23 protein-coding genes are annotated in these 23,170 nt (G+C 60.2%); 6 read left to right on the top strand and 17 right to left on the bottom strand.

Annotation, left to right across the window (positions count from 1 at the left end; genetic code table 11):
* Positions 1 to 8 precede the first annotated feature (8 nt).
* The 3 genes from ACPWMG_RS14445 to ACPWMG_RS14455 all read right to left on the bottom strand — a co-directional run bounded on the left by ACPWMG_RS14445 (position 9) and on the right by ACPWMG_RS14455 (position 2,700).
* A complete protein-coding gene (locus tag ACPWMG_RS14445) occupies positions 9 to 809 on the bottom strand; it encodes an HDOD domain-containing protein (protein ID WP_483300188.1) in 801 nt (266 codons plus the stop codon).
* A gap of 121 nt (positions 810 to 930) precedes the next feature.
* A complete protein-coding gene (locus tag ACPWMG_RS14450; protein ID WP_483300189.1) occupies positions 931 to 1,620 on the bottom strand; it encodes a flagellar brake protein in 690 nt (229 codons plus the stop codon).
* Between the two features lie 147 nt (positions 1,621 to 1,767).
* Positions 1,768 to 2,700: an adenylate/guanylate cyclase domain-containing protein gene (locus ACPWMG_RS14455; RefSeq protein ID WP_483300190.1), complete on the bottom strand. Its 933-nt coding sequence runs from the start codon at positions 2,698 to 2,700 to the stop codon at positions 1,768 to 1,770.
* Positions 2,701 to 3,088: 388 nt separating this feature from the next.
* Between ACPWMG_RS14455 and ACPWMG_RS14460 the strand changes: the two genes are divergently transcribed.
* Positions 3,089 to 3,367, top strand: a complete 279-nt coding sequence (locus ACPWMG_RS14460) for a hypothetical protein (RefSeq protein ID WP_483300191.1) — start codon at positions 3,089 to 3,091, stop codon at positions 3,365 to 3,367.
* A 63-nt stretch (positions 3,368 to 3,430) separates the two neighbouring features.
* Here the strand turns inward: ACPWMG_RS14460 and ACPWMG_RS14465 are convergent, their stop codons facing one another.
* The 4 genes from ACPWMG_RS14465 to ACPWMG_RS14480 form a co-directional block, all read right to left on the bottom strand.
* Positions 3,431 to 4,468, bottom strand: a complete 1,038-nt coding sequence (locus ACPWMG_RS14465) for an LD-carboxypeptidase (RefSeq protein ID WP_483300192.1) — start codon at positions 4,466 to 4,468, stop codon at positions 3,431 to 3,433.
* Positions 4,469 to 4,516: 48 nt separating this feature from the next.
* Positions 4,517 to 5,938: a tRNA adenosine(34) deaminase TadA gene (gene tadA, locus ACPWMG_RS14470; protein ID WP_483300193.1), complete on the bottom strand. Its 1,422-nt coding sequence runs from the start codon at positions 5,936 to 5,938 to the stop codon at positions 4,517 to 4,519.
* Positions 5,939 to 6,034: 96 nt separating this feature from the next.
* Positions 6,035 to 6,202, bottom strand: a complete 168-nt coding sequence (locus tag ACPWMG_RS14475) for a hypothetical protein (protein ID WP_483305359.1) — start codon at positions 6,200 to 6,202, stop codon at positions 6,035 to 6,037.
* 23 nt (positions 6,203 to 6,225) lie between these two features.
* The gene (locus ACPWMG_RS14480) at positions 6,226 to 6,897 is read right to left on the bottom strand and encodes an FMN-binding negative transcriptional regulator (RefSeq protein WP_483300194.1); all 672 of its coding nucleotides are present in this window, start codon (positions 6,895 to 6,897) and stop codon (positions 6,226 to 6,228) included.
* A 436-nt stretch (positions 6,898 to 7,333) separates the two neighbouring features.
* Between ACPWMG_RS14480 and ACPWMG_RS14485 the strand changes: the two genes are divergently transcribed.
* Positions 7,334 to 9,022 (top strand): methyl-accepting chemotaxis protein, encoded by a 1,689-nt coding sequence (locus ACPWMG_RS14485; RefSeq protein WP_483300195.1) that lies wholly within the window; start codon positions 7,334 to 7,336, stop codon positions 9,020 to 9,022.
* 74 nt (positions 9,023 to 9,096) lie between these two features.
* Here the strand turns inward: ACPWMG_RS14485 and fahA are convergent, their stop codons facing one another.
* The 3 genes from fahA to ACPWMG_RS14500 form a co-directional block, all read right to left on the bottom strand.
* Positions 9,097 to 10,413, bottom strand: coding sequence for a fumarylacetoacetase (gene fahA / locus ACPWMG_RS14490; RefSeq protein WP_483300196.1), 1,317 nt, complete (start codon positions 10,411 to 10,413; stop codon positions 9,097 to 9,099).
* Between the two features lie 16 nt (positions 10,414 to 10,429).
* Positions 10,430 to 11,761 carry a homogentisate 1,2-dioxygenase gene (hmgA, locus tag ACPWMG_RS14495; RefSeq protein ID WP_483300197.1) on the bottom strand — a complete coding sequence of 444 codons (1,332 nt, stop codon included), beginning with the start codon at positions 11,759 to 11,761 and terminating at the stop codon, positions 10,430 to 10,432.
* A 165-nt stretch (positions 11,762 to 11,926) separates the two neighbouring features.
* Positions 11,927 to 13,090 carry an MFS transporter gene (locus ACPWMG_RS14500; RefSeq protein ID WP_483300198.1) on the bottom strand — a complete coding sequence of 388 codons (1,164 nt, stop codon included), beginning with the start codon at positions 13,088 to 13,090 and terminating at the stop codon, positions 11,927 to 11,929.
* Positions 13,091 to 13,305: 215 nt separating this feature from the next.
* Here ACPWMG_RS14500 and ACPWMG_RS14505 point away from each other — a divergent pair, with 215 nt between their 5' ends.
* Complete coding sequence (locus ACPWMG_RS14505) at positions 13,306 to 14,220, top strand: glutaminase (RefSeq protein WP_483300199.1); 915 nt, start codon at positions 13,306 to 13,308, stop codon at positions 14,218 to 14,220.
* A gap of 23 nt (positions 14,221 to 14,243) precedes the next feature.
* Here ACPWMG_RS14505 and ACPWMG_RS14510 read toward each other — a convergent pair whose 3' ends face one another.
* From ACPWMG_RS14510 to guaB, 4 genes are read right to left on the bottom strand one after another with little or no spacing between them, the layout of a single operon-like run.
* Positions 14,244 to 14,813 (bottom strand): 2'-5' RNA ligase family protein, encoded by a 570-nt coding sequence (locus ACPWMG_RS14510; RefSeq protein WP_483300200.1) that lies wholly within the window; start codon positions 14,811 to 14,813, stop codon positions 14,244 to 14,246.
* 33 nt (positions 14,814 to 14,846) lie between these two features.
* A complete protein-coding gene (gene guaA, locus ACPWMG_RS14515) occupies positions 14,847 to 16,466 on the bottom strand; it encodes a glutamine-hydrolyzing GMP synthase (RefSeq protein WP_483300201.1) in 1,620 nt (539 codons plus the stop codon).
* 54 nt (positions 16,467 to 16,520) lie between these two features.
* Positions 16,521 to 17,018, bottom strand: coding sequence for a peptidoglycan-binding protein LysM (gene lysM, locus ACPWMG_RS14520; protein ID WP_483300202.1), 498 nt, complete (start codon positions 17,016 to 17,018; stop codon positions 16,521 to 16,523).
* Between the two features lie 51 nt (positions 17,019 to 17,069).
* The gene (gene guaB / locus ACPWMG_RS14525; protein WP_483300203.1) at positions 17,070 to 18,539 is read right to left on the bottom strand and encodes an IMP dehydrogenase; all 1,470 of its coding nucleotides are present in this window, start codon (positions 18,537 to 18,539) and stop codon (positions 17,070 to 17,072) included.
* 164 nt (positions 18,540 to 18,703) lie between these two features.
* Between guaB and ACPWMG_RS14530 the strand changes: the two genes are divergently transcribed.
* On the top strand, positions 18,704 to 19,189 hold the full coding sequence (locus tag ACPWMG_RS14530; RefSeq protein ID WP_483300204.1) for a DUF4124 domain-containing protein: 486 nt from the start codon (positions 18,704 to 18,706) through the stop codon (positions 19,187 to 19,189).
* Positions 19,190 to 19,205: 16 nt separating this feature from the next.
* Here the strand turns inward: ACPWMG_RS14530 and ACPWMG_RS14535 are convergent, their stop codons facing one another.
* Both ACPWMG_RS14535 and ACPWMG_RS14540 read right to left on the bottom strand, forming a co-directional pair.
* Positions 19,206 to 19,553, bottom strand: coding sequence for an RnfH family protein (locus tag ACPWMG_RS14535; protein WP_483300205.1), 348 nt, complete (start codon positions 19,551 to 19,553; stop codon positions 19,206 to 19,208).
* Complete coding sequence (locus ACPWMG_RS14540; RefSeq protein ID WP_483300206.1) at positions 19,550 to 19,990, bottom strand: type II toxin-antitoxin system RatA family toxin; 441 nt, start codon at positions 19,988 to 19,990, stop codon at positions 19,550 to 19,552. The genes ACPWMG_RS14535 and ACPWMG_RS14540 overlap by 4 nt, the downstream gene beginning before the upstream one ends.
* A 68-nt stretch (positions 19,991 to 20,058) precedes the next feature.
* Here ACPWMG_RS14540 and smpB point away from each other — a divergent pair, with 68 nt between their 5' ends.
* The gene (smpB, locus tag ACPWMG_RS14545; RefSeq protein ID WP_483300207.1) at positions 20,059 to 20,532 is read left to right on the top strand and encodes an SsrA-binding protein SmpB; all 474 of its coding nucleotides are present in this window, start codon (positions 20,059 to 20,061) and stop codon (positions 20,530 to 20,532) included.
* Positions 20,533 to 20,655: 123 nt separating this feature from the next.
* Here smpB and ACPWMG_RS14550 read toward each other — a convergent pair whose 3' ends face one another.
* A complete protein-coding gene (locus ACPWMG_RS14550) occupies positions 20,656 to 21,663 on the bottom strand; it encodes a choice-of-anchor A family protein (RefSeq protein WP_483300208.1) in 1,008 nt (335 codons plus the stop codon).
* Between the two features lie 394 nt (positions 21,664 to 22,057).
* On the opposite strand from ACPWMG_RS14550, the gene ACPWMG_RS14555 reads away from it, so the two are divergent.
* Positions 22,058 to 23,167 (top strand): P1 family peptidase, encoded by a 1,110-nt coding sequence (locus ACPWMG_RS14555; protein WP_483305249.1) that lies wholly within the window; start codon positions 22,058 to 22,060, stop codon positions 23,165 to 23,167.
* Positions 23,168 to 23,170 lie beyond the last annotated feature (3 nt).

Here is a 23,170-nt window from a genome sequence, read left to right on the forward strand (position 1 = left end):
TTGCGAAACTAGCTCACGTCAATGAATGAGGTGGGTGCAGGAAATTTCGAACGCATCCATTCGGGGTTGAGCTGCAGCGCCTTAACAACGTCCTCCGGCAACTTGTCGAGCATCTCGACACCGCCGGGTGGCATGTCAGCCAGCAGCATCGCCAAGTGGACGATGGCACCCAGTCGGCTGAAGGGCTTCGCGGCCATGGGATCTGCAGAGGTGTTGAGGCCACGCACGATGTCGGCCGGGAAATTCCAGCGCCGCGCCAGTTCGGCGGTCACCTCGCCTTCGCTGAAACCAGTGAGGCGCGTCTCGCGCTCCCAGCGGCCACCGGGCGCGTATGGCAGGCGTTCGATTTCTGCCAGTGTGGAGGGCTGGGCTTGCGCAATGATCACCTCGCCCAAGCGCACCATCATGCTGCACAGCCAGGCTTGGCTGCCGTCCATACCGAGGTGGGCTGAAAGCCATTGCGCATAGCCGGCACTGACCATGCAGCTGCGCCACACGTCGCTGCGCTTGAGGCCTTCCACATCGGGGAACGCGTCACCCATGCAGGCGGCCAAGCACAAGGTGCGCACGCGCGCCATGCCAACCAGGCTGATAGCGTCGTCAAGCGTACTGACGGTGCGACTCAGGCCGAAGCTGGCGCTATTGGCCAGCCGCAGCAAACGCGCGGTAAGTGCGGGGTCTTTGGACACAATCGCCGAAACTTGGTCGGCAGATGCGTCTTCGTCATTCAGGGTGCGGATCAGCGCCTGGCCGACTTCGGATATGACCGGCAACTTGACCGACTGAAAAAAGGCGGCGATATCTGGCATCGTGAATTCTCGCTAGTGCTGGAAAAAAGGTGTTACTCCCAGCACCATTCTGATTCATTTGCCTGCGTGGTGGAACTGAAATCGACGCTCCACCGCACCCCATCCACGACGCTGTAGCTGATCAGCTACGGTGGATCAGCAACGTCTGGTAGACGAAGTTCTGCAACACGGTTTGATCCGCAGAATTCAGATCCTGGAAGTTGATGCCGTGTGAATACACCGTGTGAAAACTCATGCCATCAGCCGTGCTGCCGGCCGACTGCTGCACGCTGCGAATCGAGGCGGCCGTGGCGATGGTGACATCGGTATTGGCGCTTTCGTCACGCAACGAAAACTCGATCTGGATGGAGTCACCCGCACCACCCAGGGGGCGTGCGGTGGAGACCAATGCCCCCGTCAAGCTGATATCGGACAGCGTGGCCATCTTGAACGCAGACGCGTCTGGACCGGTCTTGATCTTGACCGGCAAATCGGCCTTGACCCGCACCGCTTTGCGCAAGCCAACCTTCTGAATTTCTTTTGGAAAGCTCAGGTACAACGAGGCAAAAGGTTTTTGCTGTACGTGGAGCACCTTGCTCGCAAAGGTGTAAACCGACACGCCGGAGAACACGCGGATCATCAACGCGATACCGTCTTTGACGCCTTGAATGCCTTCTTGCGGCATCTTCAAAAGCAGGTATTCATCAGCCACAAATCCAACCAGGGTGGAATACTGGACGACTGGACTGGCAGATTCCGCCTGCATGATTTGCAGGCGCACACCCACCTGCAGGTTCATATCTTCAAACTCGATATTGGTTTTCTTTGTCATGACTTCTACACAGGTCTATCTAGGAAATTGTTTCGATTCTTTGACAATTAAGCTTGTCGATTCTAGTGCCCCGTTGCACAGATCATCAGGAATACCTGTGTAGAACCCGAACATGGAGCGAAACCCGATGCCGTGCGCAGGGCTCCTTCAGTACAGCGAAGGGTGATTGAACGAAACGGAGAAGTTCACTGTCGGACAACTCAGGTCGTTGAAAGGCACACCCAGCGCGATCTCACCCTGTCCATGCAGCAGGCATTCGTCACGACGCAAAGGGACATCACCTTCGCTTCCCGCAAAACGCACCCAGGTGCCAAAGCTGCTCAGATCGGTCAGCACAAACGCACCATTGCGCCATTCGATTTTGGCGTGCATGCGGGACACACGCGGATCGTCAACCAGGAATTCAGCGTGATCGCCTCGCCCCAAATGGGTGGTCGGCGTGGTGGTCGACGTGAACTCGTGGTTGCGGTGCAGGTAAGTGAGATGGATGCGGCCCTCGCCTTGGCTGTCGGGGCGTCTGATTTGCGACAGTGACGCCTGCATGGTGACGTTTTCATTCGCGGCCACCTCCTCCCACTCGACGCGGTACAGCTGCAGAGGGTCTGACTTGCCACGCACGTTGATGGCGCCCAATGACAACAAGCGAATGCCCGAGTTGTCGTCCAGTTGGTCGGCCACGGATTCGGTGGCCCAAATCTGGTTGGCACCGGAGAGATCGCTCAGGCGCGATGCAACATTCACGGCGTCGCCGTAGCAGTCGCCATTGACCTCGACGACTTCGCCACTGGCGATGCCGGCCTTGATTTCCATGCGGATGGCCTGGGGCCAATGCAGCAGGCGCAGTTGATGGCCCTTCTGCATCTCGATGACAGCACGGGCGGCGTCGGCGGCGTTATAAAAAATCGCCAACACGCCATCCCCGAGCTGCTTGACCACACGGCCATGATGCGCCTCGCAAATGTCGCCAATCCATTGCGTCAACCGCGTCATGGCACGGGTTGCTTTTTCGTTCCCCAATGCTTCAAAAAACGCGGTGCTCTCGGTGAGATCGGCGAAAACAACAGTGGCTTGGACACCCATTCGAATGATTTAAAGCGGGATGAATTGAACGCAGTTTAGTGGATTGCCTGCCTGAAGGTGTAACGGGCTGACACCCTTGTCAGCACGAAACTTAAGCATACAACGCGCCAGTTTCATCTATTGTTGATCCATCATCGCCAAATTTTGACGGCACTTTTTCGCTGCACTGCGAATTAATTCAAATTATATTGTATACGATTTCATTTATCGATCTTATTTGAGGTTTTAAATGTCACATTTTGTGAACCAAGAAAACAATATGTATTCACCGCTTTAGAACACGTGAGCCCCGCTATATTCGGCTCAGAGAAACATCATGCAGCCGCCCAAAGTCAGTCTTCTCAGCAGCCTTCACAGCCTCCTGACGAACCGCAAACCCAAGCCCACCTTGACCGATACCAAACGCCAGGTTGAGGTCATCCGCGCGGCCATGGCGGAGTCAATGGCGCGGGCTGCCGAAAGCGGTTTTGAACACGTCGCGCGGCGCGTGCGCAATGCCGTCGACATCGAGGCACTGTGGTACCTGCGTGCCGACGTTATGCAGGCCGTGGCGACCACCGAAGGTGAATCCGCTGCACGCCGCAAGATGGCACGCATCACTCCGTTGTTTTCAGGCCTGTTACCTCGCGGCCTGAATTCCCGCCCCAGCCCACTGTCCGAACGCTGAGCTTGCGGCCGACCACTCGCCGGCCGACCGACGGGTGGCGCCGCTGAGACGCCACTCCCTACTTTAGTGCTTGTGATCCCCATGGTGGTGATGGTGGTCATGCCCGTGGTGCTCGTGATGGCTGTGTCCACCCGCGTGGGCGTCCAAGTGCCCCCAGAACATCAGGGCCTCGCGCCCTTCCACCGCCAACTCAATCTGTGCCCCCACCGGAAGCATCACCTTGGTCTGCACATGGCCAAAAGGCAGGCCCGTCAGCACAGGGATCTTCAGTTGACTGCGCAGCCATGCGACCACGGTGGACATGCGGAAACGCCCGTCATGCGGCACCAGTTGGTACTCGGTGAATTGCCCCAGCACAATCGCTTTTTGTTGCGCCAGCACGCCCGAATGCAGCAATTGCGTCAGCATACGCTCGATGCGGTAGGGTGATTCGCCCACGTCTTCCAGGAACAGCACGCCGCCCATGATGTGTGGGAAATACGGGGTGCCCAGCAGAGACGTCAGCACCGCCAAGTTGCCGCCCCACAGCGTTGCTTTTTTGACATGAAGGCTCGGGGCTGCGCCGGCGGCCACTGCTGCAGCAGCTTTCTTGCTCGACACGGGCAGGAAGTCGTCTTTGCCCAGGCGCCAGCCAGTCCCTTCTGCACTGCCGGTGATGAAGTCATCGAAGCAGGCTTCCATGATGTCGTCGGGCGTGTCTTCGGTGCCGAAGTCGCCGCCGAGCACGGGGCCGGCCCAGGTGGTGGTGCCCGTCTTGGCCAACACGGCAGATTGCAGCGCCGTGAAGTCACTCATGCCGACAAACTGCGTGCCCTTCTCCACCGCTTTGGCGATGGCCTTGTAGGGCAGCTGGGGCAATAGCCGCGTCAGGCCGTAACCCCCGCGCGTGGTCAGCACCACATTCGCACCGCTGGCGGACGCGCGTTGAATGGCCGCGATGCGGGTTTCGTCGTCGCCTGCAAAACGCATGTGGCTTTTCAGGGCGGCTTCGTCGACTTCAACGTCATGGCCAAGGCTGATGAGACGGGCGATACCGCGCTTGAAAGCCGCTTTGTCGCGCACCGCGCCGGAGGGAGAAATGATGTAGATATGTTTGTTCACGAGTGCGAGTATCCCATTGGGTCAAGAGAAGGTGGAGAAGGAGGTGAATCAGGGCCCGTTCAATGGCGCCGTGAAGTAGCGCAGCGCCAACTCTGCAGTCGCACCGCTGTGCTCGGGCACAAAGTGCCCCGTCTCTGGTAGCTCATGCAACTGCACCTCGCCACGAAACTGCGTGCGCAGTATTTGCATCACCGCAGGGCCCAGCACCGGGTCCTTTTGGCCGACGGCCATGAACGTGCGGCCCGCCCATTGATCGCGCCAGAAGTTAGCCGCCGCGCGCGATGCAGCGGCGCCCGGCGCCTCAGGCTGAGCCGGCACCAGGGCCGGAAAGGCACGGGTCGCCGCACGGCTGCCTGCGTCTGGAAAAGGCGCCGCGTACGCAGCACATTCGGCGGGTGCAAGTTCTTTTTGCGCACGCGCCATCAGCCGAGCAATGTCATACGCGGGCTTCTTGGCGCACATCTCGCGCCAAGCCAAAAAGCCATCAGACAAAGGCGCCTCGCCTGTCGCCAACATGGTGTTCATCACCAACAGGCCCACGTACCGATCAGCATCAGCCATGGGCAGCGTGAGTCCCAGCAGGCCACCCCAGTCTTGCACCACCAACACCACGCGGCGCAGGTCAAGCCGCTGCACCAGCTCCAGCAAAACCTGACGGTGCCATTCAAACTGATGGAAGGCCGGTTTCTTGGGTTTATCGCTTTTACCAAAGCCGATGAGGTCAGGCGCCACCACACGATGCCCGGCGGCGAGCCATACGGGCAGCATCTTGCGGTAGAGAAAACTCCATGTGGGGTTGCCATGCAGGCAGAGAAATGTGAGCGGCTCCGTACGGTCGGCAGCATCCGCTGCGGGCCCTTCGTCCAGATAGTGCAGACGCAGGCCGGCCAAGCTGGGCAAGTCACTCACATAGTGCGGCGACCACGGATAGTCTGGGATACCGGAGAAACAGGCATCAGGCGTACGCAGCGCATCGTCGCGCAACGGGTGTGCGGCCAAGGCTGCTGCACGTTGGCTCCGGCGCCGTGTGCGGAAGAAGTCTTGCAGTAGCGCCCCGCTCTCATCGGCTAATACACCGCCTTGGCATTGCGTATGGTGATTGAGCTGCGGTACGTCAAACAGGTTCAGCACCGAACCGGCCGCTCCCGTTTTGGGGTCGGCAGCCCCAAACACCACGCGGCGCACACGTGCATGCAGCATGGCGCCGGCACACATGGCGCACGGCTCCAGGGTGACAAACACGTCGCAGCCTTCCAGCCGGTAGTTGCCCAGCACACGGGCCGCCTCACGCAGGGCTATCAACTCGGCGTGGGCGCTTGGGTCGTGTGTACCGATGGGCGCATTGCGTCCGGTGGCGATAACCGCGCCGTCCTTCACCACCACTGCGCCAACCGGCACCTCGCCCCCCGCATGCGCCTTTTCGGCAGCAGCCAGCGCCAACCGCATGGCGTCGAGATCACTGAGGGTCATAGGAATACAACCGACGCGCAGCACTCATGCGGTCACCAAAAGAAAATGAAGGGCTGCCAGCGATCGAGCTGCCGGTGCCAAGTACCACGTTGATGCTCAATCCTTTGGCTCCGGCCGTGGCGCTTTCAAGGCATCATCCAGCGATTTTTGAAACTGCTGAACTTGCTGCACCTGTTGCTTAGCCGTGGCGGCTGGCGTTGTCGGTGCAGTGGATGCCAATTGCTTTTTGGCTACCAGCGCCACCACCAGCAAGGCGAGCACCAAGCCCAATAGACCCAAGCAGCCTTTCATGATGACGTGGCGTCCGTCGCCGCAGGGGGCAGCATGTCCAGCCGCTGCATCCAGTTGGCCAGCGCACGTTGATTGTCATTGCCGGCAGCATAGATTGCGTGCAGGGCGGCGTGAGATTCGGGGCGGTGTTGGTTGAGCTTGAGCTTGCACTGCAGTTGCGTCACGCGCAGCGTGAACGGCACGATGCCGCGCACCATTTTTTGCGCAAACTCTTCACCCAGGTCGCGCCACTGTTGGGCGTAGGCGGGTTCGTGGTCAGCGATCAGATGTTTGAGCAACACATCAGTGTCTTCAAACGACTCGATCACTTGCGCCTGCACCGTGCAGTGCACGGCCAGGTAGTTCCAGGTCGGCACCCGCGCCAAGTCGGGGTACACCGATGGCGACATATACGCATGCGGCCCCAAAAACGTGACCACCGATTGAGAGCGCGCCATCAGGTAGCGCCAATGCGGGTTGGGCCGCGCCACATGGCCCAGCAGCAGCATCTCCGCAGCCGGATCTTCGCCGTGCTCGGACTCTGCGGCAGGCAGCAGATGCAACGGCAAATGCGTCACGAACGGCAGACCTTCATCGTCGGTCGTGATAAGACTGGCAAACGGGTTTTCGCGGATCAACGTGCGTGCGTGGGCGGCATCTTTTGCGTCGAATTGTGGGGGCATGTACATGGCCAAAATGTACTGCTTTTTGCGCCGCCCATAGCCCCTCGCAATGGGAACACCAGGGACTGAGGAGATCATTCATCGGGTACCCATGCTTCAAAAATGGGCCACCTAAGCCCACAAAATAGGCGTACATTTGTGAAGCTGTTGTAACCCGTTGCCGCTCCAGGTCCCCCTCGACCATGGGCCGGCGGAGTGTTTTGCTGACCCGGTTTACCAGGAGTCTTCCATGCAAGCGACAACTGTTTTGACCTTTCAACGCTATCGATTGCGAGCGGCGCTTCTCTTGGGGTTACCGATGTCGGCACATCTTGCCGATATTGCCGGGATAACGCCAGATTCCTCCTCTTCTCACTAGCCCCACGGCTAACCAAATCGGTACCCTGCCCAATGGCGGGGTGCTGTGCGTTCTCCTATTCAACAATTTCAGAAGGAGCAAGTCATGAATTTACGCAACATGAGCATCCGAGCCAGACTGAGCCTTGGCTTTGGTGGTCTTGCGGTCATGGTGGTGGCGGTGGCAGCATTGGCCCTGGTCGCGCTTTCGCAGGCCAATACCCGCTTCACCAATTTCACAGCAGGCCTGAACGCGCGTGCGGCAGAGACGTCGCAAATCCGCGCTGCCGTAGGCGACCGCGCCATTGCCGCGCGCAATCTGGTGCTGGTGACCAAAGAGGCCGATCTCGCCCTTGAAAAAACGGCTGTGGTACAGGCTCACAAAGCGGTACAAGACCACATTGCCAGCCTGCAAAAGATGATGGCGACCTCTTCCGACGTCACCGAACAAGGCCGCCAATTGGTCGCCGAGATCGTCAGAGTCGAGCAAGCCTATGGCCCCGTGGCGCTGGCGATTGTGGACCTAGCGCTGAACCACAAGCAGCAGGAAGCCATCACCCGCATGAATGAGGAATGCCGCCCTTTGCTGGCCTCTTTGATCAAGGCCACCAATGCCTATGCCGCCTCGGCCGAAAGCCGCACCGAAGCCCTGCGCCAAAAGTCCGCAGAAGAATACCTGGAGCAACGCAACGAGATGATCGGGCTGTGTGCCCTAGCCGCAGTGCTGGCGGTGATCCTCGGCTGGTTGATTACGCGCAGCGTCGTTCTACCGTTGAACCGCGCGGTCGATGCCACTGACCGCATTGCCGGCGGTGACTTGAGCTCACCGATCTGGGTCACTGCAAACGATGAAACCGGCCGACTCCTGAGCGGCCTGCAGCGCATGCAGCAGAGCCTGTCCAACACCGTAAGCACGGTGCGCGCCAGTGCCGAAAGCGTGTCGCTGGCCAGCAGCGAAATCGCCAAGGGCAATAACGATCTGAGCGAGCGCACCGAGCGACAAGCCTCGGCATTGGAGGAAACGGCAGCTTCGATGGAACAGCTGGGCAGCACCGTGCACCACAACGCCGACAACGCACGCAAGGCCGGCGAGCTGGCCTCGGCCGCGTCGGTCGTGGCCGTCAAGGGTGGCGACGTGGTGGGCCAGGTGGTCGAAACCATGAAGGGCATCAACGACAGCTCGCGCCAGATTGCCGACATCATCAGCGTGATCGATGGCATTGCCTTTCAAACCAACATTTTGGCGCTGAACGCCGCAGTGGAAGCGGCGCGTGCGGGTGAGCAAGGGCGCGGCTTTGCGGTCGTCGCCAGCGAAGTGCGCAGCTTGGCGCAACGCAGCGCCCAGGCGGCGAAAGAAATCAAGGAACTGATTTCCGCCAGCGTGGAGCGCGTGGGCCGCGGCACTACGCTGGTCGACCAGGCCGGTATCACCATGCAGGAGATTGTGTCGTCCGTGAAGCGGGTGTCCGACATCATGAGCGAAATCAGCGCAGCCAGCAGCGAGCAAAGCTCCGGCGTTTCGCAGGTGGGTGAAGCGGTCATGCAGATGGACCAGACCACGCAGCAAAACGCGGCCTTGGTTGAAGAAAGTGCGGCAGCAGCTTCGCGGCTGAGCAGCCAGGCGGTGGAACTGGTGCAGGCTGTCGCGGTGTTCCACCTTGCCCAGGTCACCCATCATGCCGTGGGCGCCCATCCGGCCAACACTGTGGTGGTCAGCCCACCGGCACAGCACAGCCGTTCACGCAAGACCAAGCTGCAACTGCTGCCATCCGGCTTGCAGGTGGATGCGGTCTGAACACGGAGCGCGCCCGCAACGGCGGCGAAAGGCCGCCGTCAAATCCCGCTGGGAAAGACGGCCACTAAAGACAGCTACACCCGGGCCGGCAGCACCGTTCCCGCGCAAACACCAAAGCCGATCCGCGCGGCGCCGGGCTTTTCGCACCAACCAGTGATCTCGACTGTGTCGCCATCCTCCAGGAAGGTGCGGGTTTCGCCACCGGGCAGATTCAGTGGATTTTTGCCACCAGCCGAGAGTTCAATCAAAGCCCCGGCTTGGTCGAGCGTAGGGCCCGACAACGTACCCGTGCCCAACAGGTCGCCAGGCTGAAGATTGCAGCCATTGACGGTATGGTGCGCCACCATTTGCGCCACCGTCCAGTAGGCGTGGCGGTAGCTGGTGCGCGAAATGGCAGCACCCTCTTCTTTCGCTGCGCGCATGCGTGGTGTCAGCAAGCGTACTTCCAACTGCACGTCAAAAGCACCTGAGGCGCTGTTCGCAGCGCCTTGCAGATACGGCAGTGGCTGCGGGTCGTCGGTGGGTCGGTCGAACGCCACGCGGTAAGGCGCCAAGGCCTCCAACGTGACCACCCACGGCGAGATGGTGCTGGCAAAGTTTTTCGACAAAAACGGGCCGAGCGGCTGGTATTCCCACGCTTGGATGTCGCGCGCCGACCAGTCGTTCAAGATGCACAGGCCGAACACATGCGCTTCGGCATCCGCGATGGCGATGGGGTCGCCCAAGGCATTGCCGTGGCCGATGAACACGCCGAGCTCCAACTCGTAGTCCATGCGTTTGCACGGGCCGAACACGGGCTCGGTGGCACCGGCCGGCAGGGTCTGGCCCTTGGGCCGTGCAAAGCTTTGGCCCGACACGCCAATGCTGGAAGCACGACCGTGGTAGCCAATCGGCACCCATTTGTAGTTGGGCATGAGCGGGCTGTCGGGGCGGAACAAACGGCCGATGTTGGTGGCGTGGTGCACCGAGGTGTAGAAGTCGGTGTAATCGCCAATCTGCGCGGGCACGGCCAACTCGGCCTGGTCTTGCGGGATCAGTGCGGCGGTCAACTGCGCTTGCTCGGGCGCGCCTTCGCGCAAGGCCTTCGACAAAGCCAGACGCAGCGCTGACCAAACCTGCGGGCCCTGTGCCATCAACTTGTTAAGGCTTTCGCTCGACGCGGCCTTGAGCCCTTTGGCCGCATCACCCGTGAACAGGTTGAGGCGAGCGACCGCCGTCAGATCCAGAATCTGCGTGCCAATGGCCACGCCAATGCGCAGGTGCTGCGCGCTGTCGGCCGGGCGAAAGGCGCCGAACGGCAGGTTCTGGATGGGAAAGTCGGAGCCGGGCTGGTTGGCCGAAACAACCCAGCTGCGCAGGCTGGGGTCGTGGGTTTCATTGAGTTGGGACATATCAGTTCAGCGTGGCTCAGCGCTGTGCAGGGTTGAAGTTCTTCTGCAGGCCTTGCCAGCAGCGGTAGTAATCGGCCTGCAACTGCGCGCTCTCGATAGCGAAGCGCGTAGGCTGGATGACGGTAGGCGTTTCAAACATGAAGGCCATGGTGTCGCTCACGCGGTGGGCTTTGGTGGTGTCAGCCGCGCTGGCTTTGGTGAAGGTATCCGCATCGGGCCCATGGCCGCTCATGCAGTTGTGCAGCGAGCACCCTCCCGGCTCGAAGCCCTCGGCCTTGGCGTCGTACACGCCGTGGATCAGGCCCATGAACTCACTCGCAAAATTGCGGTGGAACCATGGCGGCCGGAAGGTGTCTTCGGCTACCAGCCAGCGCGGTGGAAAGATCACGAAGTCGAGGGTGTCGACGCCCGGCGTATCGCTCGGTGCTTGCATCACCAGGAAGATGGACGGATCTGGGTGGTCGTAGCTGATGGAGCCAATGGTGTTGAAGCGGCGCAGGTCGTATTTGTACGGCGCGTAGTTGCCGTGCCAAGCCACCACATCGAGCGGCGAATGGCTGATGGCTGCCGACCACATGCGCCCCTGGAAGCGCGCTACCAGTTCAAAGCTGCCCTCGCGGTCTTCATACGCGGCCACGGGCGTGAGGAAGTCGCGCGGATTGGCCAGGCCGTTGGAGCCGATGACGCCAAGGTCAGGCAAACGCAACAGCGCGCCATAGTTCTCGCAAACGTAGCCACGTGCCGCACCGTTCGGCAAACGTACTTGAAAACGCACGCCGCGCGGAATCACCGCGATCTCTTGTGGCTCGACTAAAAGCATGCCGAGTTCAGTCGCAATTTCCAAGCGGCCAAGTTGGGGCACGATGAGCAACTCGCCATCGGCGTTGTAGAAAAAGCGCCGCTCCATCGAACGGTTGGCCGCATACAGATGGATGCCGCAGCCCGTGTTGCCGCCCATGGTGACCATGCCGTCCACAAAGTCGGTGGCCTGCAAGGCTGGCGGCATGGGGAGTGGGCTCCAGCGCATCTGATTCGGTGACGCGGGTGTGTCGCCAATGCCATGACCCCAGCTCAACCAGCGGTGACCACACTTGCTGGGCACAAAGGGTTCGTGCATGGCTGCGGGCCGAATGCGGTAAAGCCACGAGCGGCGGTTGCTATGGCGCGGCGCGGTGAACGCCGTGCCTGACAACTGTTCGGCATACAAGCCATAGGGCGCGCGCTGCGGTGCGTTGCGGCCTACTGGCAAGGCGCCAGGTAAAGCTTCGGTGGCGAATTCGTTGGCGAAGCCGCTGAGGTAATGCAAAGACTCGGCAGCGGGCGATGCTGCGGTGGGCTCGTGGGCCATAGGCTTGTCTCCTGAAATCGGGGCGGCACAACTCCAACATGCTGAAAGCGCTGCAGCACTACGAACGGTAAGTCGCTACAAATTATGGATCACTCTATGGATCACTCACGTACATGCGGAAACGACTGTAGGCCAATGTTCTCTGCAGAGATTGGCTAACTTGCCTCAAGCCACCTGCCGCACCGCACGCGGCGCCACCACGGCCATGATGACGGCCAACATGGCCACGGCGAACAGCGCCACTGTGAGTGAACTCAGATGGGCCACAAAGCCCACGATGGGTGGCCCCACCATAAAGCCCATGTAGCCCAGCGATGCCACCGACGCAATGCCATGCGCAGGCGTGACCCCAGGCGCGCGCGCAGCCGCGCTGAACAACACCGGCACCACATTGGCCAGCCCCACACCGACGATGGCAAAGCCCACCAGGGCTTGCACCGGGTGGCTGGCCATCAAGCCGAACACCATGCCCGCAGCGGCCAGCCCTGCGCTGGCACGCAGCAAGGCGGCTGAAGAAAAGCGCGCGCGCAGCCAGTCGCCACCAAACCGGGTGATGGCCATGGCGGCCGAGAAACCGGCGTAGGCCAAGGCGGCCACGTTCTGGCTCGCGCCCACCTCTTGTTTGACGAACAGCACGCTCCAGTCGTACATGGCGCCTTCCACCACAAAGCCGAGCGCTCCCATCAAGCCGAGCATCAACAACACACCGCGCGGCACGCGAAAGTGGCTGGCCTCGCCCTCGTGCGGCGCGGGCGGAAGCAGGGTCGAGCCGGCCCAGACCAGGGCGAGAAGGGACAAGATGGTCACGCCCCACAAGTGATGCGAGGGCGTCACGTCAAACGACAGCAAAGCGCTGCCGATGCCCGCCCCTACCATTCCACCAGCGCTGAACATGCCGTGGTAGCCGCTCATTTGAGGGCGCCCTTCCAGCCGCTCCAACTCAGAAGCTTCGGCGTTCATGGCCACGTCCATGGTGCTGCTGCACAAGCCAAACACGGCCAACAACACCATCAAAGCGCCAAACCCTGGCATCGACACCAGGCCCGCCAAAGCGATCGCCGTGATGCCCCCACAGAGCCACACCATGCGCTTGGCGCCAAACCGCCCGATGGAAAAGCCTGCGCCCAACAAGCCGGTAACCGCGCCTAGCCCAGCCGCCAATATCAACAGACCGAGATCGGCCTCGTTCAGCCCGTAGAGCGCCTTCACCGTGGGGATGTGCACGCCCCAGGTGGCGAACATCAAGCCGGCAAAAAAGAACAGCGTGCGAACGCCCCAGCGGGCAGAGGAAAGATCAGGAGAAGCGATAGAGGCGAGAGTTTGAGACATCAGTGCAGCGTTTCAACAGAGCATTTCATTTTCGCTGCACTTAATGACCGGCATTGCCTTGCTCAGGCGTTGTCCCCGAAGCTTAGCCGGGCGAAATTGAAAGCGGTTGCTTCCGCTGGATTTTTAGTGGCACGTTTGCACACGCTGAAGTGCGCGGCATGCAGAATGCAGCGGAACATCGTGGACCACACTGAAAAAAGAGAGACCGCCGCACCATGGACTTTCAACCCATCCTCGACGACATCGTCGAAGCCATCCGTCCCGAGCTCGGCAAAGAAGGCCGCGTGGCCAACTACATTCCGGCGCTGGCTAATGTGCCAGCCACGCAGTTCGGCATTGCGCTGCGCACTTACGTGGGCCGCGAGGCAGCAGCAGGCGATTTCGCCACGCCGTTTTCCATTCAGAGTATTTCGAAGGTGTTTGCGCTCGGTATGGGCATGCGGCTCATGGGCGAAAGCCTGTGGAAGCACATTGGCCGCGAGCCATCTGGCAGCGCCTTCAACTCGCTGGTGCAGCTGGAAAACGAACAAGGTGTGCCGCGCAACCCGTTCATCAACGCCGGCGCCATTGCTCTGGTAGACCGTTTGCTGAGCCACATGGACCCCAAGGCCGAGATGCTGAAGCTGCTGGGCAGCCTGTGCAACGAGCCAGTGTTTTTTGATGAAGTGGTGGCCGCGTCAGAAGCCGCTACCGGCTTTCGCAACATTGCACTGGCCAACTTCATGAAGAGTTTTGGCCGCATCGAGAACGACGTCGACAAAGTCCTCGAAGCCTACTTCCACCACTGCTCGGTGCGCATGAGCTGCCAACAGCTCGCTCGCGCCGCCGCCGTGCTGTGCGCCGATGGCGCCCACCCCTTCCACCCCGACCAGAAAATGCTGACCGAGCGCCAAACCCGTCGCATCAACGCCGTGATGTTGACCTGCGGCACCTACGACGCAGCGGGCGAGTTTGCTTACCGCATTGGCTTGCCGTGCAAGAGCGGCGTGGGCGGCGGCATCATCGCCGTGGTGCCCGATACGCTGAGCCTATGCGTGTGGTCGCCAGCGCTGGACCATACGGGGAACTCGTTGTTGGGGATGCGGGCGCTGGAGATGTTTACCAGCATGACGGGGTTGTCGGTTTTTTAAGTCATCGCCAACACGGCGGACAGCTACCAGTCGGCGAGCCTGAGTTGCCGACTTTTTAATGGCCAGGTGCCAAGATCAACATAATTGCCTAGACCAACATAGCTGTGTATCAACACAAGCTCATCCACCTGCCAGCGAATGGGGGCGACAGGCTCGCGGGCCACATGTTGCCAACCATAAAGTAGGCTTACGTGAGGGCTAAATCGCTCGCGAATGAATTCGCCTATGCCTGTAGCTTGCATCGCCGATGCCACAGCACGTTGCAAGTAGCCCAACTCTTTGAGTTCACGGCCGCTGCCAGTCAGTGCCAGCCCCCCGACCTTTTCGCCTCCCAAACTACCGACACGGTCAAAGCCGACGCTGAAGGGCTCCATCTCGACGAGGCCACCTGCTGCCCTCGCCCGCTGAAACAGGTCTTCGGGAACGTGGTCGTACAAGGGGGAGCAATGCAGCGTCACGTGCAAACGGCTTAAAGCCAATGGCTTGCCGAGCAAGTGGTGCAAAACGATTTGCTGTTGCGCTACATCCAGCGCCATCGTTCCGGCCTGAATGGTAGGCCGAACCGCGAAGAAAAACCTGTGTTGGTTGTGCATCGCGATCGGTCCCTTAAAGGCTTTAGTAAGCCATTATTCCCACTCGATCGTTGCCGGTGGTTTGCTCGACACGTCGTAGGTCACGCGGTTGATGCCACGTACTTCGTTGATGATGCGGCCAGACACTTTCTTCAATAGCGCGTAGGGCAGCTCCGCCCAGTCGGCGGTCATGAAGTCACTGGTTTGCACGGCGCGCAGAGCCACCACGTAGTCGTAGGTACGGCCGTCGCCCATCACGCCCACGCTCTTCACGGGCAAGAACACGGTGAAGGCTTGGCTGGTCAGTTCGTACCAGGTCTTGCCGGTTTCCGCGTCTTTGAAGTTGCGCAGTTCTTCGATGAAGATGGCGTCGGCACGGCGCAGCAGGTCGGCGTATTCCTTCTTCACTTCCCCCAGGATGCGCACGCCCAGGCCGGGGCCGGGGAACGGGTGGCGGTAGACCATCTCGGGCGGCAGGCCCAGGGCCACGCCCAGTTCGCGTACTTCGTCCTTGAACAGGTCGCGCAACGGCTCCAGCAGCTTCAGACCCAACTGTTCGGGCAGGCCACCGACGTTGTGGTGGCTCTTGATGGTGACGGCCTTCTTGCTCTTGGCGCCACCAGACTCGATCACGTCTGGGTAAATCGTGCCCTGCGCCAGGAAGGTCGCACCCTTGTGGCCGCCACCGCCGGCCTTGAGCTTGGCCGCTTCTTGCTTGAACACCGTGACGAACTCGCCGCCGATGATCTTGCGCTTGGCTTCAGGGTCGGAAACCCCTGCCAGCTTGCCCAGGAACAGGTCGCTGGCGTCAGCTCGGATGACCTTGGCATGCAGCTTGCCGACAAACATGTCCATGACCATGTCGCCCTCGTTCAGGCGCAGCAGGCCGTGGTCAACGAACACGCAGGTCAATTGGTCACCAATGGCGCGGTGGATCAGCGCGGCAGCCACGCTGGAATCGACACCGCCGGACAAGCCGAGAATGACTTCTTCATCACCCACTTGCGCGCGGATCTTTTCCACGGCCTCAGTGATGTAGTCGCCCATGATCCAGTCTGGGCGCGTGCCGCAGATACGCAGCACAAAGCGGTTGAGTAGCGCCTGGCCCTGCACAGTATGCGTGACTTCGGGGTGGAACTGAACGCCGTAGAAACCACGGGTCTCATCCGCCATGCCGGCGATGGGGCAGCTCGGGGTGCTGGCCATAAGCTTGAAGCCGGGTGGCAAATCAACCACCTTGTCGCCGTGGCTCATCCACACGTTGAGCATGCCGTGGCCGTCAGCCGTGGCGAAATCTTCCAAGCCTTCGAGCAGCTTGGTGTGACCATGCGCGCGCACTTCGGCAAAGCCGAATTCGCGTTGGTGCCCGCCCTCGACCTTGCCGCCCAACTGGTGCGCCATGGTCTGCATGCCGTAGCAAATGCCGAGAACCGGAATGCCCAAATCAAAAACCACCGCGGGTGCCTTGTCGGTCGTGTCTTCGTACACGCTGGCGTGGCTGCCGGACAAGATCACGCCCTTGAGCTGACCATCGGCCGCAAAGCTGCGAATCCAGTCTTCGCTCACATCACAGGGGTGCACTTCGCAGTACACGTGGGCTTCACGGACGCGGCGGGCGATCAGTTGCGTGACCTGGGAGCCGAAGTCGAGGATGAGGATTTTTTGATGTTGCATGGTCAAAAACAAAAAACGGGCAGCTGGGCTGCCCGACATGAGACAAAGAAGTCTTTACGCTTGAGGCGGAATGCGCAGCACCTGGCCAGGATAGATCTTGTCCGGGTGCGTCAACATGGGTTTGTTCGCTTCGAAGATCTGCGGGTACGCGTTGGCGTTGTTGTAGAACTTCTTGGCGATGGCGCTCAAAGTGTCGCCCTTGGCCACGATGTGGAACTGCGACTGGTCGGCTGGTGCGGACGACTGCAATTCGTCGTTCACACCGGCCACACCTTGCACGTTGCCACAACACAGCACGATTTTCTCTTTGGTGGCTTGGTCAGCCACCGTACCCGCCACTGTGACGAACTGCGTTGCACCGTCAAAGGTGATCGTCAGGCCGTCTGTGGGCAGGTTTTGCGTGCGGATGTAGGTGCCGATGGCGGTAGCGGCAGCCGCGTTGGCGGCTGCGCTCTTGTCGGCACTGCTTGGCTCGGCTACGGCAGCCGCGATTTCCGGGGACTTCCCGAACAACTTTTCACCGGCTTCTTTGAAGAATGAAATCATGCCCATCAAATACTCCTTAAGTGTCAATATGGTTGTTGCGGCGAAGTCTTATGAAAATCACTCTGCGCGATAGTTAGGAGCCTCCTTGGTGATCTGCACATCGTGCACATGGCTTTCACGGATACCCGCAGCGGTGATTTCAACGAACTCCGCCTTGTTGCGCATCTCTTCGATCGTCGCGCAGCCACAATACCCCATGCTGGCACGCACGCCACCGGCCATTTGGTAAACAATCGAAACCATCGAACCCTTGTAGGGCACGCGGCCTTCGATGCCTTCGGGCACCAGTTTGTCGGCGTTGGGGTTGCCCGTGGTCGACTCCTGGAAGTAACGGTCGGCACTGCCTTGCTGCATGGCGCCAATGCTGCCCATGCCACGGTAGCTCTTGTAGCTACGGCCTTGGAACAAGATCACTTCACCAGGTGCTTCTTCGGTCCCGGCAAACATGCCACCCATCATCACCGTGCTGGCACCGGCGGCAATGGCTTTGGCGATGTCGCCGCTGTAACGAATACCACCGTCGGCAATCAACGGCACACCGGTGTCGCGCAGCGCAGTGGCCACACTGTCGATGGCCATGATCTGCGGCACGCCCACACCGGCGACGATACGCGTGGTGCAGATGCTGCCAGGGCCAATACCGACCTTTACGGCGTCAGCACCGGCCTCGACCAAGGCCAACGCGGCTGCGCCGGTGGCAATGTTGCCGCCAATCACGTCAATCTGCGGGTAGTTTTGCTTGACCCAACGGACGCGGTCGATCACGCCCTTGCTGTGACCGTGTGCGGTGTCCACCACAATGGCGTCCACACCAGCGCGCACCAGCGCTTCCACGCGCTCTTCGGTGCCCTCGCCCACACCCACGGCAGCACCCACGCGCAATTGACCTTGCGAGTCGCGTGCTGCGTTGGGGAAGCTGGTTTGCTTGGTGATGTCTTTGACGGTAACCAGGCCCTTCAACTCAAACGCGTCGTTGATGACGAGCAGGCGTTCGAGCTTGGACTTGTTCAACAGTGCCTTGGCTTCAGCCAAGGATGCACCTTCTTTGATGGTGACGAGTTTTTCGCGCGGCGTCATGATCTGGCTCACGGGCACGTCGTAACGCGTCTCGAAGCGCAAATCGCGGCTGGTGACGATACCCACGACTTTGCCGCCGTCGCACACCGGGAAACCCGAAATGCCGAGTTGCGCCGACAGGTCAACCACTTGACGCACGGTGTGCGTGGGGGTGATGACGACGGGGTCACGCAACACACCGGATTCGTAGCGCTTGACCTTGGCAACCTCTGCGGCCTGCTCCTTGGCGGTCAAGTTCTTGTGCACGATGCCCATACCGCCTTCTTGCGCGATGGCGATAGCCAAACGTGCTTCGGTGACGGTGTCCATGGCGGCGGACACGAGCGGAAGGTTCAGTGTGATGTTGCGAGAGAGGCGGGTCGCAAGTGAAGTGTCCTTGGGAAGGACTTGGGAGTACGCTGGCACCAACAACACATCGTCGAAGGTGAGCGCTTTTCCTAGCAGGCGCATAGTTGAAAGCTCCAAAAGACGGATTGTACTCGGGCGTGTGACCCTCTTGCTTGCGTCGGTTATTTGCAGGTGCTAGGGAAACTGAAGCTTGGGCGCAACAATCGACGCAAAATTGAAACGTAAACCTGCAACTAAACGTCACGCCACGACGCTAAACTGCCCAAATGGGTCAACTCAAAACCATTCTTTTCCTCGGCGCCATGGCCTTTTCAGTCAGCGCTTTTGCCCAATGGCAATGGATCGACAAAGACGGCAAAAAGGTGTTCAGCGACCGCGCGCCACCGGCCGACATTGCGGATAAAAACATTCTGAAGCGGCCCGCAGGCAGCAAGCCCATCTCAGCAGCACCCGCTGCCGCGCCAGCGGCATCTGAAGCGGCGCCAAAGATTTCGAGCGTAGACCCGGCGCTTGAAGAAAAGAAAAAACAGGCCGAAGCCGCAGAAGCCGCGAAGAAAAAGCAAGAGGCCGACAAAGTCGCAAAAGACAAGGCCGAGAACTGCTTGCGGGCACGTCAGGCGAAAGACACCTTTGACTCCGGCATTCGCATTGCGCGCACCAACGCGCAGGGTGAACGCGAGTTTTTAGACGACTCGGCCCGCGCGGCTGAGACCAAGCGGCTGCAAGACATTATCGCGTCAGACTGCCGTTAAGAACGATTTCTTCCGGCTAGTAGCCTGCTTTACCGCCCGCCCGGCGATTGGCAAACAGCCCAGTCCCACGTGCGCCCTGTGTGGCAAAACGTTCACGCCGGGCGACTTTAGGATCGACGCGCAGCTTGCGGTAGACCTCCACACGGTCGCCGTCATGCAATAGCTTTTGCAGGCTCGCCGCCCTGCCCCAGATGCCGGCTTGGAGTTCGCCACTGGCGCAAGCCGCGCTTTCGGCACCAAGGCCTGCAGCCGCCAACGCATCGGCCAGCTTGGCGCCTACGGGCAAAGTCACCTCAACCTCCAGAACCTGCTGCGGAGCGCTCGAATACGCCACCACCACTTGGAGCAAACCTTTGGAGGTCACCCGTACACCTGCTCGGCGCGTTTCACAAACGCATCGACCATGCTGGCGGCAATGCGGTCAAACACCGGGCCAACGATGGCCGACAGCGCCAGGCTGTCAAAGCCATACTGCAGCGACAAGCCCACCTTGCAGGCGCGCTGCTGACCATCCCCCACGGGCTCGAACGTCCAGACGCCTTCCAGTTTGGAGAACGGGCCCTTCACCAGTTTCATGTGCACCTCGCGCCCCTCAACATGGGTGTTTTGGGTGACGAAGGATTGGTGAATGCCGCCGAACGCAATGCCGACTTCGGCCGTCATGCCGTGTTCGTCTTGCGTCAACACCGTGGCGCGGTCGCACCAGGGGAGAAACTGCGGATACTGGTCCACAGCCGTCACCAGGTTGAACATTTCCTGGGGGCTGTACCAAATGAGAACTGACTTATTTACATTTTTCATAGAATGCCGGGCTGCGCCGGATTGTAGACACGCCTTGTGCAGAACCGATCCGCCCTCATTTATCGCCCATGGCCAAAAAACCTGAAACTTCTTCCCGCATTGCCGACAACAAAAAGGCCGCCTACAACTACTTTTTCGAAGAGCGGTACGAGGCCGGCTTGGTGCTCGAAGGCTGGGAGGTCAAAGCCCTGCGCGAAGGCAAGGTGCAACTTACCGATGGCTACGTGGTGATCCGCGAAGGCGAGATGTTCATCATCGGCTGCCAGATCAACCCTCTGAAAAGCGCTTCGACCCACGTCAACCCAGACGCCGTGCGCACCAAGAAGCTGCTGCTTCATCGCGAAGAGATCAAGCGCCTAACGGTGAAGATTGAGCAAAAAGGCTACACCTTGGTGCCGCTGAACCTGCACTGGAAAAATGGCCGCGTGAAGTGCGAAGTGGCCCTGGCCAAGGGCAAGGCCGAGCACGACAAACGCGACACCATCAAAGACCGCGAAGGCAAACGCGAGGTGGAACGTGCCATGAAATCGCGTAACCGTTGAACCCGTAGCGACTCTTCAAATTAAAGAGATCACATTAAGTTAATCGTTTAACTTAATGATTTATAAAACAAAAAACCTGGGAACAGACCATCCCCAGGCTTTTTTGCTTTATGCAAGCCGATACTAAAACTTGGCGACACGCAATTCTGGACGGACTTTTGCCCCCTTTACCGTGGCCGTAGCCGCCGCAGCAAACCCCAACAGCATCAACGCCAGACTGCCCGGTTCAGGTACATGGTTGGTGCCATTACCCGCATTGCTGTCCTTGCCGGCGGATCCATTATTCAAACCCTCAAAGGCCGCGACTTCGGTGGTCGTGAAGGTATGGTTGTTGTTGATGGAGATGTTCGAATCCCATGAGCCCACCACCACGTTGCCGCTGATCTGGCCATTGCCGCCGCTGACGGTTGCCAAAGGCGCCAAGATGCTGCCGACGACGCCCACGCCATCGAAATTCAGGTCGGTCGCTTCATAGAAGTTGTACAGCACGTTGTAGTTGCTGAAGCCGTTGGGCGTGCCGCCCTTGAAACCAGCCACGTCGCCGCTGATGTTCAGGATGATGGTGCTGCCCGCCAGCAGTTGGCTGAAGCTGGAGTAGTTCACCGAATACAGGTCTGCGCCCGAGAGGTTGAAAATCTCCACCGCCGAATTGGTGCCAGTAAAGGTCATGCCGCCCCATTGGATGGCGGTTTTGCCGGTGCTGCTCAGGCCCGACAAAGAACTCGACAAACTGGTCATGTCGGCTGCCAATTGGGCGAACGGCACCGACGCGCTGCCGCTTTCCCAAGCGCCCGTAAAACCCAAGCCTGAGGTCGTTTTGCTGCCGCCCACGGCCACATTGCCGTTCGAGATCGACCCGTTCTTAAAACTCAGACTCCCGCCGACCACCAGGGCATCGCCCGCATATGCGTCGTTGCCGCTGTTGATGCTGTAGCCAGACGCTGTGAAATTACCGCCCACGGCCACCGAGCCCTGAATGCTGCCGTTCGATGCATTGAAGTCATTCAGGCTGACCAGATTGAATTCTCCAGCCAGCCCCAGGCCCACAGGGGCCGCTTGGGCGGCGCCGACAGCACTCAGCGCAGCTACAAACAGGGCAGAGAAAGAGAATTTTTTGAAGGAAGTAAGCATCAGAATCAGCGAAATCACCGCAAGTTGTTAGCGTCTTGAAGTAATTGTGACCAAATCCATCCTTCTCAAGGGCGAGCGGTGTTGCAACAACAAAGGCGTCCGTGTGATAAGTCACGCCACTGCGCATTTACCCATCAATACTGTTGCGAATCGCACGCACATGTTCCACGTTTGGTTTCGAGCAACGGTGTGCGACAACACACCGCGCACAACGGAAGTCGTGCAAAAACAAGAGCACACTACGCAGATCAGAAAAGCACAAAAGAGCATTTAGACTATTAAAAAAAGTCCCTCAACGCACATCTGTGTGCTGGTTGTCACAAACCTTCCACATTTCAAAGGCGGTTGCATAATGAAATGCAACATGCTCACCCAGAATTCCTTGCCAACAGCAATGCCCAGCCCGGAAACCTGTGCGACGCCCTCTTCCGTTGCGCCCTTTGGGCAAATCCCTGCGTCTGGTGCACCAGAAGCCCACCTAGGCGCCATCACCAATGTGCTCGGGGTTGAAGTCGGGCAGTTCACCGACTCCCGCCGTCCCACCGGCTGCAGCGTGGTCATCGTGCGAGAAGGTGCGGTGGCCGGGGTAGACGTGCGGGGCGCGGCGCCGGGTACACGCGAAACCGATTTACTCCACCCCAGCAACCTGGTCGATCGTGTGCATGCCATCACCCTGGCCGGCGGCAGCGCCTGGGGGCTGGAGGCTGCCAGTGGTGTGATGCGCTGGCTCGAGGAGCAAGGCGTAGGCCTGCCCTGCGGCGACTACGGCCTGGTGCCGCTGGTGCCAGCGGCTGTGCTGTTTGATCTGCCCGTAGGCGGCCCCGGCGGCGGCGCCAACATTCGCCCTGATGCCGAAGCCGGTTACCGCGCCTGCCAACAAGCCAGCCGCAACCCGCCCGCCCAGGGCAATGTGGGGGCCGGGGCTGGCGCCCTGGTGGGCAAACTGTTTGGCGTGGCGCGCGCCATGAAAGGCGGCATCGGCACGGCCTCCATCACCGTGCATGGCATCACCGTGGGCGCGTTGGTCGCAGTGAATGCCTTGGGTGATGTGGTGAACCCCAGCACCGGCCAGCCCATAGCAGGAGCCCGCACCGCCGATGGCACTGCCCTGCTTGGCACCGCACACGCGCTACTGAACGGCGAAACCCCTAAGCCCCTGCTGCGCGGCACCAACACCACCATCGGTGTGGTAGCGACTGATGCCACGCTCACCAAAGCCCAGGCGCATCGGCTGGCCCAGGTGGCGCACGACGGTTTGGCACGCAGCATCAACCCGGTACACACCATGTCGGACGGCGACGCCATGTTCGCCCTGGCCACCGGTGCCGCCAAACCCAAGGATGAGCCCGTGGGCATGATGACGCTGAGCGTGCTGGCCGCAGAGGTCACGGCACGTGCTGTGCAGCAAGCCATTTGGGCCGCGCAGAGCGTGCGTTATCAAGCAATGGTTTGGCCCTCGGCTTCCGACTTGCACTCTGGCGGTAGCGGAGCCATCACCCGATGAGCC

This window comes from Hydrophilobacter chitinilyticus, from assembly GCF_049860745.1.
Classification (GTDB): domain Bacteria; phylum Pseudomonadota; class Gammaproteobacteria; order Burkholderiales; family Burkholderiaceae_C; genus Rhodoferax_B.